Source organism: Lutibacter sp. A80 (genome assembly GCF_022429645.1).
Classification (GTDB): domain Bacteria; phylum Bacteroidota; class Bacteroidia; order Flavobacteriales; family Flavobacteriaceae; genus Lutibacter.
The window spans coordinates 1,004,032-1,019,969 of sequence record NZ_CP092480.1; the positions used below are offsets into that span (position 1 = coordinate 1,004,032).

The following is a 15,938-nucleotide window of genomic DNA, read 5'->3' on the forward strand; positions in this document are numbered from 1 at the left end:
AACTAAAGTCTAAACTATATTTGCACTAACTAAATTAATTAATAAATAATTCATGAAAAATATTATATCTTTAATTTTAATAAGTCTATTTGTCACCACGATAAACGCTAAAAATTATGATGAACCTATAGAAAAAATTTCTATTTTAGGGAAAGTGATTGACAATGACACTAAACAACCTTTAGAATATGCTACAATAGTGGTTAAATCTTTAGATGGAAACATTGTAACAGGTGGAATTACAGATTTAAATGGTGAGTTTGAAATTCAAGTAGCAAAAGGAACTTATGATATCTCAATAGAGTTTATTTCTTTTAAAACACAAACACTTAAAAATAAAAACATTTCAAAAACTACAGATTTAGGTGTTATCTATTTACAACTTGATGCACAAGCTCTTGACGAAGTAGAAATTATTGCCGAAAAAAGTACTGTTGAAATTCGTTTAGATAAAAAAATATACAATGTTGGTAAAGATATGACTGTAAAAGGTGGTTCTGCTTCCGATGTTTTAGACAACGTACCTTCTGTTACCGTTGATGTAGAAGGAAATGTAAGCTTAAGAGGTAATGAAAATGTACAAATATTAATAAACGGAAAACCATCAGGTTTAGTTGGATTAAATGGTACAGATGCTTTACGTCAATTACCTTCAGATGCCATCGAAAAAGTAGAAGTAATTACCAGTCCATCTGCACGTTATGATGCCGAAGGAACTGCAGGAATTTTAAATATTGTTTTACGAAAAGGAAAAGCCTTAGGTTTTAACGGTTCTTTAACTGCAAATGCTGGTAATCCAGATAATTTTGGAGCTTCTGTTAACCTAAATTACCGTACTAAAAAAATTAATTTCTTTAATAGTACCGGTTATAATTATAGCAATGCACCAGGAAACTCTAGCAACAAAACTACTTACTTTGACGACAACGGAGCTATTAGTAGTTATAGAGATGAAAAAACAACTTACGAAAGAGAAAACAATAGATTTAATACAACATTCGGAATTGAATACTTTTTAAGTGATAACAGCTCGTTAACCGGTTCTGTATTGTATAGAAAGTCAGATGGAGAAGACATAGCTACAAATATAAATACACTATTAGATGCTGATTATATTTTAAGCAGTGAATACGAACGTATTGAACTTGAAAGTGATTTTGATGAAACTATAGAATATTCTTTAAACTTTACACAAGATTTTAAAACAGACGGACATAAATTAACAATCGACTTTCAATACGGAAAAAGTACTGAAGACAGTGATGCTATCATCAATACTAACGATGAAAATAATTTTACAGACGAAGAATCTAAAGATATCTTAGTACAAGCAGATTACGTATTACCAATTGGTGAAACTGCTCAATTTGAATTTGGTTTTAAAACTACATTAGACGAGTTAACAACCGATTATAGAGTTGAAAATTACGACACAAATCTAGGCCAATTTGTAAATGATACAGATTTCTCTAATATTTTAAATTTCGATCAAGATATCTATGCTTTTTATACACAATATGGAAAAAAGATAAATAAATTCTCTTATTTATTAGGTTTAAGAACCGAAGTTACAGACAGAAAAATTAATTTAATTGAAACTAATGAAGTTTATAATAAAAAATTTACAGAACTTTTTCCTACTGTAAATCTAGGCTTAGAATTTAATGATACTGAAAGTTTAACATTAGGATATAGCAGAAGATTAAGACGTCCAAGAAGTTGGTTTTTAAATCCTTTTGAATCAAGAACTAGTGAAACTCATATTAGAAAAGGAAATGTAAACTTAGATCCTACTTATACAAATTCATTTGATTTAGGGTATTTAAAAAGATGGGATAAATTTACATTTAACTCTTCTATGTATTATAACCACTCTATTAATAATATAGAAATGGTACAAACTGAAGAATACAGAGATGTAGACGGCACTCAAACTTTAGTTTTAATAACCAACCCAGTAAACCTTAGCTCTCAAGATCGTTATGGTTTTGAATTCACAACCAACTATACTCCTTTTAAATGGTGGAAATTAAATAACAGTTTCAACTTTTTTAAATCTGTTACTGATGGTGAATATGCAGGTATTAATTACGACTCAGATGATGTTAACTGGTTTACAAGAATGGTTTCTAGAATAACTTTACCTGGAAAAATAGATTGGCAAACAACTGGTTTTTATATGGGACCTAGAGAAGGTGCTGTATCTGAAAGAGAAGGTATGCTTATGGTGAACTTAGCCTTTAGTAAAGATATTTTTAACGAAAATGCTACTTTAGCTTTAAATGTAAGCGATTTATTTAATTCAAGAAAAAGAGAATCTACCACTTACACTGAAACAACAATATCTAAAGGTGATTTTCAATGGAGAGAACGACAAATTATGTTAAATTTTACATATAGATTTAAACAACAAAAGAAACGTGAAAGACCTCAAGGTGGTAGTTTTGATGATGGTGGAGGTGATGAAATGTTTAAAGCATAACTAAAATATAAAAAAGGACAATTAAATAATTGTCCTTTTTTATATCTTAAATTCAGATACTACACTACATTCTTATACGTTTTTTTAGACTTCTATTCTCCTCTTTCTGAATGTAATTATGAGAATCTAAACCTATTACAAAGCAATTGTAATGAGAACTAAAATTTGAAAACTCACAAATTTCTAATTTCAAAGAAAGATTGAAAATAGCATTAATTAAAATAAACGCTTAAAATATGAAACAAAAAAAAGGGTAATTGAAAAATTACCCTTTTATATATATTAAAACCTAAATTATTTTTTAGGTATTGCTCTACCTTCTTTTCTATATTTCCAAGCTTCTTTAGCAGCTCCAAATAACCAATAAGGAATTGCAAATGTTAATAAAAATAACATTAACCAAAATCCCATTGTAAAGATTCCTAAAAATACTAAAAAACCCGAAAATTGAGATAAATCCATAACTTTAATACTAATTTAATTTTTACAAAAATAATATTTATTTTTAATAAAGCATACTACTTTTAATATTTATTTTAAATGATATTTCTCATTAAAAATTAAAAATATTTATATCTGTAATTATTTAATAACTCTTAATTATTTAAATTCAGCAAAGAAATCATTTCCTTTATCATCAACTAATAAAAATGCTGGAAAATCTTCAATCTTAATTTTTCTAACTGCTTCCATTCCTAATTCTGGAAAATCAACTACCTCTACAGATTTAATACTATTTTTAGCTAAAATTGCAGCAGGACCTCCAATAGAACCAAGGTAAAAACCTCCATTTGCTTTACAAGCATCTGTTACTTGTTGTGAACGGTTACCTTTTGCTACCATTACCATACTTCCTCCAACTTTCTGGAATTCATTTACGTAAGGATCCATACGACCCGCAGTTGTTGGCCCAAAACTTCCTGAAGCCATTCCCGTTGGTGTTTTTGCTGGACCTGCATAATAAATAGGATGATCTTTAAAATATTGAGGCATTTCCTCTCCATTAGCAAGCATTTCACTAATTCTTGCATGCGCCATATCACGAGCAACAATTAAAGTTCCTCTTAAACTAAAACGTGTTTTTACAGGATATTTTGAAAGCTCTTCTCTAATTTTATCCATTGGTTGGTCAATATCTAACTCAATAGCATCTTTTAAATGTGGCGCTTCTTTTGGTAAAAAACGAGCTGGATTTTTTTCTAATTGTTCTAGAAAAATACCTTCTTCCGTTATTTTACCTTTTACATTTCTATCAGCACTACAACTTACCCCTAAACCAACAGGACAAGATGCTGCATGACGTGGTAAACGAATTACACGTACATCGTGTACAAAATATTTCCCTCCAAATTGTGCTCCTACTCCACTTTCTTGACAAATTTTTGTAATTTTTTCTTCCCACTCTAAATCTCTAAAAGCTTGTCCTCCATCATTTCCTTCAGTAGGTAAATGATCTAAATAACCAGCCGATGCCTTTTTAACAGTTGCTAAGTTTGCCTCAGCAGAAGTACCTCCAATAACAAATGCTAAGTGGTAAGGTGGACAAGCTGCTGTACCTAAATCCATAATATGTTGTTCAACAAAGTTTGTTAAATTCTCTTCAGTTAACAAAGACTTTGTCATTTGATACAAATATGTTTTATTACCAGAACCTCCTCCTTTTGTAATAAATAAAAATTCATATTTATTACCAGTTTCAGCATAAATATCAATTTGTGCAGGTAAATTAGTTCCTGAGTTTTTCTCTTTTAACATTGTTTGAGGTACAATTTGAGAAAAACGAAGGTTATCACTCTCATAAGTATTATAAACTCCTTTTGATATATATTCAGCGTCATTTACACCTGTATAAACATCTTCCCCTTTTTTTCCAACACAAATTGCAGTTCCTGTATCTTGACAAGTTGGTAATTCTCCAGAAGCTGCTACCATTTGATTTAACAACATTGTGTATGCAACAAAACGATCGTTATCCGTAGCTTCAGGATCTTTAAGAATTTTCTCTAATTTTTCTAAATGAGAGGCTCTTAAATAAAAAGACACATCATGATATGCTGCTTGTGAAAGCAACTCAAGACCTTCAGGTGCAACTTTTAAAATTTTTCGTCCATCAAACTCTACTACAGAAACATGTTCTTTAGTTAATAAACGATACTCTGTAGTGTCCTTTGTTATAGGAAACGGCTTTTGATATTTAAATTCAGACATCTTATATATTTTTTTGTAACTTTATTTTTACTGTTGCAAATATACAAAATGGAAGTAAAAACAGTAGATACAAAAAAGGTTTATTTATCCTTTTTATTTACAATTTATAAAGAATTTTAATATGAAATACAGAATAGAAAAAGACACCATGGGAGATGTAAAAGTTCTTGCTACCAACTATTGGGGAGCTCAAACAGAACGATCAAAAAATAATTTTAAAATTGGACCAAATGCATCTATGCCTCTAGAAATAATTTATGGTTTTGCTTATTTAAAAAAAGCCGCTGCATATGCAAACTGTGATTTAGGTGTACTTTCTACAGAAAAAAGAGATTTAATTGCTGCCGTTTGTGAAGAAATTTTAGTTGGAAAACTAGACAAACAATTTCCTTTGGTAATTTGGCAAACTGGCTCGGGTACTCAAAGCAATATGAATGTAAATGAAGTAATTGCAAATAGAGCACATGAAATTGCAGGAAAAGTAATTGGTGAAGGCGATAAAACAATGCAACCAAATGATGATGTAAACAAATCTCAATCAAGTAACGACACCTTCCCTACTGCAATGCATATTGCTAGTTATAAAATGCTTGTTGAAACAACTATTCCTGGAATTGAAAAATTACGTGATACACTACAATCAAAATCTAAAGAATTTAAAGATGTGGTTAAAATTGGTAGAACGCATTTAATGGATGCTACACCCTTAACATTAGGACAAGAATTTTCTGGATATGTTTCTCAATTAAATCACGGTTTAAAAGCCTTAAAAAACACCTTACCTCACCTAGCTGAGTTAGCTTTAGGAGGAACTGCAGTTGGTACAGGATTAAATACACCAAAAGGTTATGACGTTTTAGTAGCTAAAAAAATTGCAGAATTTACAGGACTACCATTTATTACAGCTAAAAATAAATTTGAAGCATTAGCTTCTCATGATGCTATTGTAGAAACACATGGAGCATTAAAACAATTAGCAGTTTCATTAAATAAAATTGCTAATGATATTAGAATGATGGCATCAGGTCCACGTTCTGGAATTGGAGAATTAATAATACCCGCAAATGAACCTGGAAGTTCAATAATGCCCGGTAAAGTAAACCCTACCCAATGTGAAGCTTTAACAATGGTATGTGCTCAAGTAATGGGTAATGATGTTACTATTACAATTGGAGCTACACAAGGTCATTATGAGTTAAATGTGTTTAAACCGCTAATAGCTGCTAACTTTTTAGAATCTGCCCGCTTAATTGGTGACGCTTGTTATAGTTTTGAAAAACATTGTGCTATTGGTATACAACCAAACTACAATCGTATTACAGAGTTGGTAAATAATTCCTTAATGTTAGTTACCGCCTTAAACACAAAAATAGGCTATTATAAAGCCGCCGAAATTGCAAATACTGCACATATAAACGGAACCACATTAAAAGAAGAAGCTATACGTTTAGGCTATGTAACTGCCAATGAATATGACACTTGGGTAAACCCAAAAAATATGACATAAATCATAAAAATAGTAGTGTTTATAATCAATTTTTAAGTCGGTAAATAATTTTACCGACTTTTTTATGTATACATTATCCAATGGTAAATTTATTGTTACCAATTATCCGGTTTTTAATACCATTTATTTATTTCAAAAAAAACAACTCCTTATTGAGCATATATTTGCATCAAATTTATAATAAGATGTATCCCCACAAACACAATTTATTATTTATTTTTATTGTTTTATTGAGCTTTCAAACTATTGAAGCAAAAAACACTGAAAATAAATCTACCGACTTAAATAGTAAAAATACAACTACCGTATCAGACTTTAGTAACATACTAAATTCTCCAATAAGTACTTTTAGCCAAAGCAGTGAGCAACAAGCTGATGCTACTGAATATGAAGAGTATGATAACAATAAAAAATATACAAAAGGAGATATAGTATATTTTAATTGTATGGTATGGGAAAAATCAAATGGATCGGGTGCTGGAACTACTCCTGGAAAAAGCAATGGTGCTTGGAAATTTGTTGAATATTATAATGGAGGTGGATGTACTTTTTATAATGGAGTACCTGAATTTGACAGTTCTATAATTTATCAAATTGGTATGAGTGTATATTACAATTGTACTATTTGGACAAAAACAAACGGGTCTGGTGCTGGGACTACTCCTGGAAAAAGCAATGGTGCTTGGGAATTTGTTAATTATTATGATGGAGGTGATTGCAAATTCATTGATGGTGTACTTGAATTTGACAGTTCTATAATTTATCAAATTGGTATGAGTGTATATTACAATTGTACTATCTGGACAAAAACAAACGGGTCTGGTGCTGGGACTACTCCTGGAAAAAGCAATGGTGCTTGGGAATTTGTTAATTATTATGATGGAGGTAATTGTACTTTTTATAATGGTGTACTTGAATTTGATCCAAGTATGATATATGAAAACTCTGGGTTTAAAGTATATTATAACGGTAAAATTTGGATAAGCAAAAAAAAGTTAGGTGCAGGTAATACTCCTACTGAAGGTGGTTGGGCCTGGGGAATAGTTGGAGAATATATTCCTGAAATTGATACTGTAAAATATCATGAAGAAGCAGTATATCAACCTGAAACTGAGATATATTTTAATTGTACACTTTGGAAAAAAGTAGATAACTCACCTGCTGGAACTGCTCCAGGAGACAACAATGATGCTTGGGAATTTGTTGAATATTTTGAAAATAGTAATGAATGTACTTTTATAGATGGAGTTCCAGAATATGATGATACAATGACCTACCTACCTGGAATGGAAGTTTATTATGATGGTAATGTATGGGTAAACAACACTACTAACCAAAAAATTTCTGGTGACACACCTAACTTTACTGATAGTGAGTGGAGTGCAAAAAATTCAAGTACGCTATCTGTAGCAGATGATATTCTAAAAGAAAATATTACATTGTATTACAATAGCAATAGGATTTATTACGATTTTACTAAATTAGAAAACTCATCACAAATTGTTTGTTATGATGTAAAAGGAAGTATGATATTTTCGAAAGAAATAAATAATGAAAAAGATGTAATTGAATTGCCTTCAATTCAACAAGGATTATATTTCTTACAAGTATTAAATAACAATGCAAAAACATTTAAAAAAATAATAGTTTTATAATTTATAGCATTTAATTTATAAAACTTTAGCATAAAAAAAGCTGTTTAGAAAGTATTCTAAACAGCTTTTTTATGCACTTAATATAATTTTTAAACCTACTTACTTAATAAGTTATAAGATTGTTTAGCAATCTCTAATTCTTCATTAGTTGGAATTATTAAAATCTTCACTTTAGAATTTTCTGAATGAATTTCAGTTAATACCTTTGGTTTAATATCATTTTTTTGTTCATCAATTTCAATCCCAAAGAAATCCATATCTTCACAAACCATTTTTCTGGTTAAAATTGAATTTTCACCAACACCAGCAGTAAATACAATAGCATCTACACCATTTAGAGCTGCAACATATTTACCAATGTATTGCTTAATTCTGTAAGCGCTCATATCTAATGCTAACTTACAATCTTCGTTACCTTTTGCTGCAAGTGCTTCAATATCTCTTAAATCGCTATAACCAGTTAAACCAGTCATACCACTATCTCTAAGCAGCATATTACTTACTTCTTCAATACTATAGTCTAAATTATTTACTAAATGAAATATAATTGCTTGGTCAACATCTCCACTTCTACTTCCCATAATTAATCCTTCATTTGGTCCAAAACCTAGAGAAGTATCAACACTTTTACCATCTTTTACAGCCGTAATACTACATCCACCACCTAAGTGAATAGTAATAATTTTAGAGCTATTTTTAAGCGCTAAATGTTCAATTGCTTTTTCAGTTACAAATTTATGACTTGTACCATGAAAACCATATCTACGAATTTTATTTACGTTTAATAATTTATTTGGTATTGCGTATTTATATGCTTTAATAGGCATTGTTTGATGAAAAGCTGTATCGAAAACAGCTATTTGTGTTGCTGAAGGAAACATAGATTCTGCTACTATTATACCTTCATAATTAGCTGGATTATGTAAAGGAGCTAATGGAAATAACTCTTTTATCATTTCCTTTACTGTATCGTCTATTACAACTGTATCTGAAAAAGCAGCACCACCATGTACAACTCTATGTCCAACTGCTGCAATTTCTGAAGTAGACTTAATAACTCCAACTTCTTCATCTCTTAAAAAATTTACTACTTTTTCTAAACCAACTTCGTGATTAGGAATTTCACAAATTTTATCAATATTATGATCTTTAGATTTGTAGTGAATTTCAGGATTTGCCAATCCGATTCTTTCTACTAAACCTGAACAAATTACTTCTTCTTGAGGCATTTTAAATAATTGATATTTAATGGAAGAACTACCTGAATTAATTATTAAAACTTTCATTATAAACCTTGTGCTTGTATTGCTGTTAATATTACCGTGTTAAATATATCGTCAATTGTACATCCTCTACTTAAATCGTTTACTGGTTTATTTAAACCTTGTAACATTGGACCAATTGCTAACGCTCCTGTTTCTCTTTGTACAGCTTTATATGTATTGTTTCCTGTATTTAAGTCTGGGAATATTAATACATTTGCTTGTCCTGCTACTTCAGAGTCTGGCATTTTACTTTTACCTACTGATGGATCAACTGCTGCATCGTATTGTATTGGACCTTCTACTTTTAAATCTGGACGTTTCGCTTTAACAATTTCTGTAGCTTCTCTTACAATATCTACGTCTTCTCCTTTACCTGAAGCTCCTGAAGAATATGAAAGCATTGCTATTTTTGGTTCTATTCCAAAATTGATACTACTCTCTGCCGATGAAATTGCAATTTCTGCTAACTGTTCTGAATTTGGGTTTGGATTAATTGCACAATCTCCAAATACTGAAACTCTGTCTTCTAAACACATAAAGAATACTGATGATACTACAGATACTCCTGGTTTTGTTTTTACAAATTGCAATGCTGGTAATATGGTATGTCCGGTTGTATGCGCTGCTCCAGAAACCATTCCATCTGCTAAACCTTTATGCACCATCATAGTTCCAAAATAAGAAACATCGCCCATTAAATCTTCAGCCATTTTTATAGTTAATCCTTTATGCTTACGCAATTCAAATAAGGTAGTTGCAAAATCGTTAAAATATTCTGACTCTATTGGGTTAATTATGTTTAATTTATTAATATCAACTATTAAACCTAATCTTACAATAGCGCTTTCAATAGCTACTTTATCTCCTAATATTGTTAAATCTACAATATCAGTATCTAATAAACGTACTGCAGCTGCAATAATTCTATCGTCGTTACCTTCTGGCAATACAATATGTTTACGTTGGGTTTTTGCACGTTTAACTAAATTATATTGGAACATTCTAGGAGTTGTACCTCCATTTACAAATGTTGCCATTTTTTCAGCCAATTGATCAAACTCTACATATTTTTCGAAAGTATTTATTGACTGTGTAATTTTTGGTGTATTACCTGCATACATATGCGAACGCACAGAACCTATTTTATTTGCTGTACCAAAAGTACCTTGTTCAACAGATAAAATTGGAATAATTTGAGACAAACCTTCAATTAATTTTACAATTGGTTCTTCTGGTAAAATACCACCTGTTAATACAATTCCGGCTATTGAAGGATAGTTAGATGAAATATTTGCCTGAAGTGCTCCTAATATAATATCTGCTCTATCACCAGGTGTAATAATTAAATTATCCTTTTTTAAATGCGTTAAATAATTTCTTAACTGCATTGCTCCTACTGTAAAACTATCTGTTTGATTATTTATGTGTTCTTCTCCAAATAATATTTTTGCATCAATGGCAGTTGCAATTTCTTTAACTGTTGGATTATTTAATGAAGCTATTAAAGGAATTACACCTACAAAAATATCCTTAGGTAAATTATTTTTTAATTCAATTTTTGTTTTTTCAATATTATTTTCTTGAACTTTATTTGCTATTACAGCTAGTACTTCAACTTCCCTTTCTTTAAAAGAATCGTATGCTAAATGTAAACCTTCTGTAAAGTCGCTTAAAGATTTACCTATACCACTTGAAACAATTATTGCTGGGATCCCTAAGTTTTTTGCAATTTCAATATTTGCATCTAGTTCTATAGCACTTCCTTCTCCAGAAAAATCTGAACCTTCAACTAATACAAAATCGTTTTTTTCTTCTAAGGCCTTGTATTTTTCAATAATGGTATCAATAATCTCTCCTTCTTTCCCTTTATTACGCATACTTATAAATTCTTTACGCGTACAAGCATAAGCTTCTTTTGGGTCTATACCTAATTGGAAATGAGAAATAATTGTACTGATATGATTGTCGTTTTTGCCTTTTTTCACATCATCAATAATTGGCCTAAAATACCCTACTTTAGCAGTTTTACCAAGTAACATACTCATGAGGCCTAGAGCAACAATTGACTTGCCGGTATTGGCCTCACTTGTTGCTATATATATAGCTTTATTCATTATAAAAATTTTGTTACAAAGATACTTTATAACAATTGGTTTACCAGTTAATTTTAAAAAAAATTTAGTGACATTTGTCACGTTATTTTAAAAAAATATTGTTAGATAAACGATTTTAATGAAACTATAAATTTAATACTCCAAAATTCACGATTTAAAATTAGTAGTATAAAAAAAGACTGTTTAGAAAATTCTAAACAGTCTTTTAAATTTTTTATAAATTATAAATTACCAAGAAAATATTGGTCTATCCGACATCAATTCATTTACTTTTTCTGCAATATTTTCTAAAATTGTTTCATCTGAATGGTTTTGAATTACTTCATCAATTAAATCAACAATAGTTTTCATATCATCTTCTTTTAATCCACGTGTAGTTATTGCTGCAGTTCCTATTCTAATTCCTGATGTTACAAATGGAGATTTGTCATCAAAAGGAACCATATTTTTATTTACAGTAATATCTGCTTTTGTTAATGCATTTTCTGCATCTTTACCACTAATATCTTTATTTCTTAAGTCAATTAGCATACAATGATTATCTGTTCCTCCTGAAATAATTTCATATCCTTTAGCTACAAAATTTACTGCCATTGCTGCTGCATTCTTTTTCACTTGAATTTGATAATGTAAAAACTCATCGGATAAAGCTTCTCCAAAAGCTACTGCTTTTGCTGCAATTACATGTTCTAATGGTCCTCCTTGATTTCCTGGAAAAACTGAAGAATTAATTAAAGTAGACATCATTTTTAATTTTCCACTTTTTAATTTTTGACCAAATGGGTTTTCAAAATCTTTTCCAATCATAATCATACCACCTCTTGGTCCACGTAATGTTTTATGTGTTGTAGTAGTTACAATATGACAATGAGGAATAGGATCATTTAAAATTCCTTTAGCAATTAAACCTGCAGGATGTGAAATATCTGCCATTAAAATCGCTCCAACTTCATCGGCAATTTCTCTAAATTTTTTAAAATCTATATCTCTAGAATAAGCAGAAGCACCAGCAATAATTAATTTTGGTTTATGTTCTTTTGCTTGTTTTTCTAAATGGCTATAATCTATTGTACCCGTTGCTTTATCTACACCGTAAAAAACAGGATTGTATAATTTACCAGAAAAATTTACTGGAGAACCGTGTGTTAAATGTCCACCGTGTGATAAATCGAATCCTAAAATTGTGTCTCCAGGTTTTAAACAAGCTGCATAAACAGCTGTATTAGCCTGAGATCCAGAATGTGGTTGTACATTTACATATTCTGCCCCGAACAATTCTTTTGCTCTATCTATGGCAATTTGCTCAACAACATCTACAACTTCACAACCACCATAATAACGTTTATTAGGGTATCCTTCAGCATATTTATTAGTTAAAATTGAACCTTGAGCCTCCATAACTTGCTCACTTACAAAGTTTTCTGAAGCAATTAATTCTAATCCGTTAGTTTGTCTTACTCTTTCGTCTTCTATTAAATCGAAAATAATTTGGTCACGTTGCATGCGCTATACTTGTTTAAAAGTTAAATTAATCGCAAAAATAGTAATTTCATTTTTCTTTTAAGTAGAAACATATATATTTGATAAGAAAATTTAATTAAACTATACATAAATATATAAATATGGAAATAATTGCCAACAATCAAAACAGAAAAACTTGGTTACCAGTTGTTGAGGGATGTGATTTTCCAATTCAAAATATCCCTTTTGGGGTTTTTATTACAAAAGATGATATTATTACAATTGGTACTAGAATAGGTGAATATGCTATTGATTTAGGCGCATTTCATCAGTTAGGATATTTTAATGGAATCCCTTTAACGGATGACATTTTTATGCAAGATTCTTTAAACGATTTTATTGCAGATGGTAGAAAAACTTGGCGTTTAGTAAGAAATAGAATTGCTGAAGTTTTTGATGCTAAAAATTCAAGTTTACGTGATAATAAAAAACATAGAGATGTAATAATCTTTGACGTTAACGAAGTTGAAATGTTAATGCCAATTGATGTTGGTGATTATACAGATTTTTATTCTAGTAAAGAACATGCTACAAATGTTGGAAAAATATTTAAAAGAAAAGACGAAGCTTTAATACCAAATTGGCTTCATATACCTGTTGGTTATCACGGGCGTTCTTCATCAGTTGTAGTTTCTGGAACTAATATAAGAAGACCTTACGGGCAAACATTATTAGACAATGCGTCAACTCCTGAATTTGGACCTTCTAAAAAATTAGATATGGAACTTGAAATTGCGTTTATTACAACTTCTGCTAACGATTTAGGTAAACCTATTAATATTAATGAAGCCGAAGAAAATATTTTTGGAATGGTATTACTAAACGATTGGAGTGCGCGCGATATTCAAACTTGGGAAAACGCTCCTTTAGGACCATTTTTATCTAAAAACTTTGCTTCAACAATTTCACCTTGGATTGTTACTTTAGACGCTTTAGAACCATTTAGATGCGAAAGTCCAAAACAAGAAATTGAACCTTTGCCTTATTTACAACCTAAAAACACAAACAATAGCTTTGATATAAAATTAGAAGTAACGATAGAAACTGAAAATGGCGATTTAAATACTTTAACCAACTCTAATTTTAAATATTTATACTGGACAATGGCGCAACAATTAGCGCATCATACCATAAATGGCTGTAATGTTAGAGCTGGTGATTTAATGGGTAGTGGAACAATTTCTGGGCCTACAGAAGACAGTTTTGGTTCTTTATTAGAACTTACTTGGGGCGGAGAAAAACCTATTACTTTAAAAGATGGAACTACACGCACATATTTAAACAATGGCGATAATTTAATTTTACGTGGTTATTGTGAAAATAAAAAAGGTAGAATTGGTTTTGGAAAATGTACAGGTAAAATTTTACCTCCAATTAAACTTTAAATAATTATAGTTTAAATTAATAAACCTCTAAAACATTTTTTTAGAGGTTTATTATATATTGGCATCACTATTGAATTGTCAATTTTACATATAAATAAATTTACTTTATGATTAAAAAATTACTCTTAATTTTTATAGCTATTGCTACAGTTTCTTGCTCTAGCATAAAAAAAACGCAAAAAGCTATCAATTATGGAAATTATGATGATGCCATAGCTATTTCATTAAAAAATTTAAAAAATAATAAAACAAAAAAAAGCAATCAAGAATATGTTTTATTGTTAGAAGAAGCATATAAAAAGGCTACAATTAAAGATTTAGAATATATTTCATTTTTAAAAAAAGATGGTAATCCTGCTAATTTAGAAGAAATATATACCACATATTTAAACCTAAAAAACAGACAAGAACAAATTAAACCATTACTTCCATTAACTGTACTTTCTGAAAAAAGAAATGCTGAAATTTCATTAACAGATTATACTGATGCAATTTTAAATGCAAAAAATAACTTGTCTGAACACATATACACAAACGCAAAACAATTAATTACGAATGCTCGTAATAAAATGGATTATAGAGTTGCTTTTAATAATTTAAATTATTTAAACGAGTTAAACCCTAACTACAAAACAACAAACAATTTAATTGAAGAAGCCCATATAAAAGGGACAGATTATATTTATGTTGCACTTAAAAATAAAACCAAACAAGTTATACCTAAAAATTTAGAAGCAGACTTATTAAACTTTGACACTTACCAATTAAATAATTTATGGACTGTTTTTAATACAAAAAATTACCCAGAATTAGAATACGACTATGAAATGGAAATTATTTTTAGGGACATTAATATTTCTCCAGAACAAATTCATGAAAAAGAAATATTTAAAAGTAAACAAATTATTGATGGCTGGAAATATGAAAAAGATAGCTTAGGAAAAAATATTAAAGTAGACGTTTATAAAACAATTACATGTACTGTTAAAGAAATAGAACAATATAAAACGGTTCAAGTAACTGGTATCGTTAATTATTTTGATTTAAACACAAAACAATTAATTGATAGTTATCCTTTAACAAGCCAGTTTATTTTTGAAAATAAATACGGTACTTACAAAGGAAATAAAAGCGCTTTAGATAAAAAATATTTAGACTTAATAGCTAACAAATATGTTCCATTTCCAAGCAATGAACAAATGATATTTGACTGTGGTGAAGACTTAAAAAATAAAATTAAAGATATTGTTATAACCAATAAATTCACCCCTTAAATCTCATTAATTGCTTTTGAAATAATATCATAATGTGATGCATGGTTCACCACTACCCCATCTTTTAAAAAAATAGCTTGTGGCGATTGATGATCCACATTAAATTTCTGTGCAATCTCGTTTGAAATAGTTCTATATTTTAATAAATCTAAATAATAAAAAGCAACCGTATCTGATGTAGTATCCATAGACTTTTCAAATTTAGAAAGCACTCCACTACTTATTCCACAACGTGTACTGTGTTTAAAAATTATTACCAATTTATCTTTAGATAATTCAACAATTTCCTTTAGTTGACTCGTTTCTGTAAGAGGAATCCAGTTAAAATTATTTTTATTATTTGATTCAAAAATACCACCTAAAATTCCCATATTTTTTTATTTTTCACTACCTTTAATAAGGCGTTTAATTAGTTTTAAAAATAGACAAATTGTCGTTAAACCCCTTAAAAACAAGACAAAATGACCTTTTTAAAGCTTTCATCTCAATTGGACTATTTTTTGAAACTACAAATATAAATACAAAAA

11 protein-coding genes are annotated in these 15,938 nt (G+C 29.6%); 5 read left to right on the forward strand and 6 right to left on the reverse strand.

Annotated features, from left to right (window positions below; all coding sequences use genetic code 11):
- Positions 1 to 52: 52 nt before the first annotated feature.
- Positions 53 to 2,482 (forward strand): TonB-dependent receptor domain-containing protein, encoded by a 2,430-nt coding sequence (locus MHL31_RS04505; protein ID WP_240227888.1) that lies wholly within the window; start codon positions 53 to 55, stop codon positions 2,480 to 2,482.
- A 294-nt stretch (positions 2,483 to 2,776) separates the two neighbouring features.
- Here MHL31_RS04505 and MHL31_RS04510 read toward each other — a convergent pair whose 3' ends face one another.
- On the reverse strand, positions 2,777 to 2,944 hold the full coding sequence (locus tag MHL31_RS04510; protein ID WP_240227889.1) for a hypothetical protein: 168 nt from the start codon (positions 2,942 to 2,944) through the stop codon (positions 2,777 to 2,779).
- Between the two features lie 138 nt (positions 2,945 to 3,082).
- Positions 3,083 to 4,690: a fumarate hydratase gene (locus tag MHL31_RS04515; protein WP_240227890.1), complete on the reverse strand. Its 1,608-nt coding sequence runs from the start codon at positions 4,688 to 4,690 to the stop codon at positions 3,083 to 3,085.
- 121 nt (positions 4,691 to 4,811) lie between these two features.
- Here MHL31_RS04515 and fumC point away from each other — a divergent pair, with 121 nt between their 5' ends.
- Both fumC and MHL31_RS04525 read left to right on the forward strand, forming a co-directional pair.
- Complete coding sequence (gene fumC / locus MHL31_RS04520; protein ID WP_240227891.1) at positions 4,812 to 6,197, forward strand: class II fumarate hydratase; 1,386 nt, start codon at positions 4,812 to 4,814, stop codon at positions 6,195 to 6,197.
- A 185-nt stretch (positions 6,198 to 6,382) separates the two neighbouring features.
- Entirely contained in the window at positions 6,383 to 7,852 is a 1,470-nt protein-coding gene (locus MHL31_RS04525; protein WP_240227892.1) for a T9SS type A sorting domain-containing protein, read from the forward strand.
- 95 nt (positions 7,853 to 7,947) lie between these two features.
- Here the strand turns inward: MHL31_RS04525 and MHL31_RS04530 are convergent, their stop codons facing one another.
- The 3 genes from MHL31_RS04530 to glyA form a co-directional block, all read right to left on the reverse strand.
- Entirely contained in the window at positions 7,948 to 9,138 is a 1,191-nt protein-coding gene (locus MHL31_RS04530; protein ID WP_240227893.1) for an acetate/propionate family kinase, read from the reverse strand.
- Positions 9,138 to 11,231 carry a phosphate acetyltransferase gene (gene pta / locus MHL31_RS04535; RefSeq protein ID WP_240227894.1) on the reverse strand — a complete coding sequence of 698 codons (2,094 nt, stop codon included), beginning with the start codon at positions 11,229 to 11,231 and terminating at the stop codon, positions 9,138 to 9,140. The genes MHL31_RS04530 and pta overlap by 1 nt, the downstream gene beginning before the upstream one ends.
- Before the next feature lie 228 nt (positions 11,232 to 11,459).
- The gene (gene glyA / locus MHL31_RS04540; protein ID WP_240227895.1) at positions 11,460 to 12,734 is read right to left on the reverse strand and encodes a serine hydroxymethyltransferase; all 1,275 of its coding nucleotides are present in this window, start codon (positions 12,732 to 12,734) and stop codon (positions 11,460 to 11,462) included.
- A gap of 119 nt (positions 12,735 to 12,853) precedes the next feature.
- Between glyA and fahA the strand changes: the two genes are divergently transcribed.
- Both fahA and MHL31_RS04550 read left to right on the forward strand, forming a co-directional pair.
- On the forward strand, positions 12,854 to 14,137 hold the full coding sequence (gene fahA, locus MHL31_RS04545) for a fumarylacetoacetase (protein WP_240227896.1): 1,284 nt from the start codon (positions 12,854 to 12,856) through the stop codon (positions 14,135 to 14,137).
- 107 nt (positions 14,138 to 14,244) lie between these two features.
- The gene (locus MHL31_RS04550; RefSeq protein WP_240227897.1) at positions 14,245 to 15,411 is read left to right on the forward strand and encodes a hypothetical protein; all 1,167 of its coding nucleotides are present in this window, start codon (positions 14,245 to 14,247) and stop codon (positions 15,409 to 15,411) included.
- Here MHL31_RS04550 and ytxJ read toward each other — a convergent pair.
- Positions 15,408 to 15,782 (reverse strand): bacillithiol system redox-active protein YtxJ, encoded by a 375-nt coding sequence (gene ytxJ / locus MHL31_RS04555; protein ID WP_240227898.1) that lies wholly within the window; start codon positions 15,780 to 15,782, stop codon positions 15,408 to 15,410. The two genes, MHL31_RS04550 and ytxJ, sit on opposite strands and share 4 nt — an antisense overlap.
- Positions 15,783 to 15,938: the final 156 nt, after the last annotated feature.

Bases quoted from the DNA above. Each gene is read 5' to 3' on its own strand.
- MHL31_RS04515 (WP_240227890.1), bottom strand. From the start codon at position 4,690: ATGTCTGAATTTAAATATCAAAAGCCGTTTCCTATAACAAAGGACACT.
- MHL31_RS04550 (WP_240227897.1), top strand. From the start codon at position 14,245: ATGATTAAAAAATTACTCTTAATTTTTATAGCTATTGCTACAGTTTCT.
- MHL31_RS04505 (WP_240227888.1), top strand. From the start codon at position 53: ATGAAAAATATTATATCTTTAATTTTAATAAGTCTATTTGTCACCACG.
- MHL31_RS04525 (WP_240227892.1), top strand. From the start codon at position 6,383: ATGTATCCCCACAAACACAATTTATTATTTATTTTTATTGTTTTATTG.
- glyA (WP_240227895.1), bottom strand. From the start codon at position 12,734: ATGCAACGTGACCAAATTATTTTCGATTTAATAGAAGACGAAAGAGTA.
- MHL31_RS04510 (WP_240227889.1), bottom strand. From the start codon at position 2,944: ATGGATTTATCTCAATTTTCGGGTTTTTTAGTATTTTTAGGAATCTTT.
- fumC (WP_240227891.1), top strand. From the start codon at position 4,812: ATGAAATACAGAATAGAAAAAGACACCATGGGAGATGTAAAAGTTCTT.
- ytxJ (WP_240227898.1), bottom strand. From the start codon at position 15,782: ATGGGAATTTTAGGTGGTATTTTTGAATCAAATAATAAAAATAATTTT.
- MHL31_RS04530 (WP_240227893.1), bottom strand. From the start codon at position 9,138: ATGAAAGTTTTAATAATTAATTCAGGTAGTTCTTCCATTAAATATCAA.
- pta (WP_240227894.1), bottom strand. From the start codon at position 11,231: ATGAATAAAGCTATATATATAGCAACAAGTGAGGCCAATACCGGCAAG.
- fahA (WP_240227896.1), top strand. From the start codon at position 12,854: ATGGAAATAATTGCCAACAATCAAAACAGAAAAACTTGGTTACCAGTT.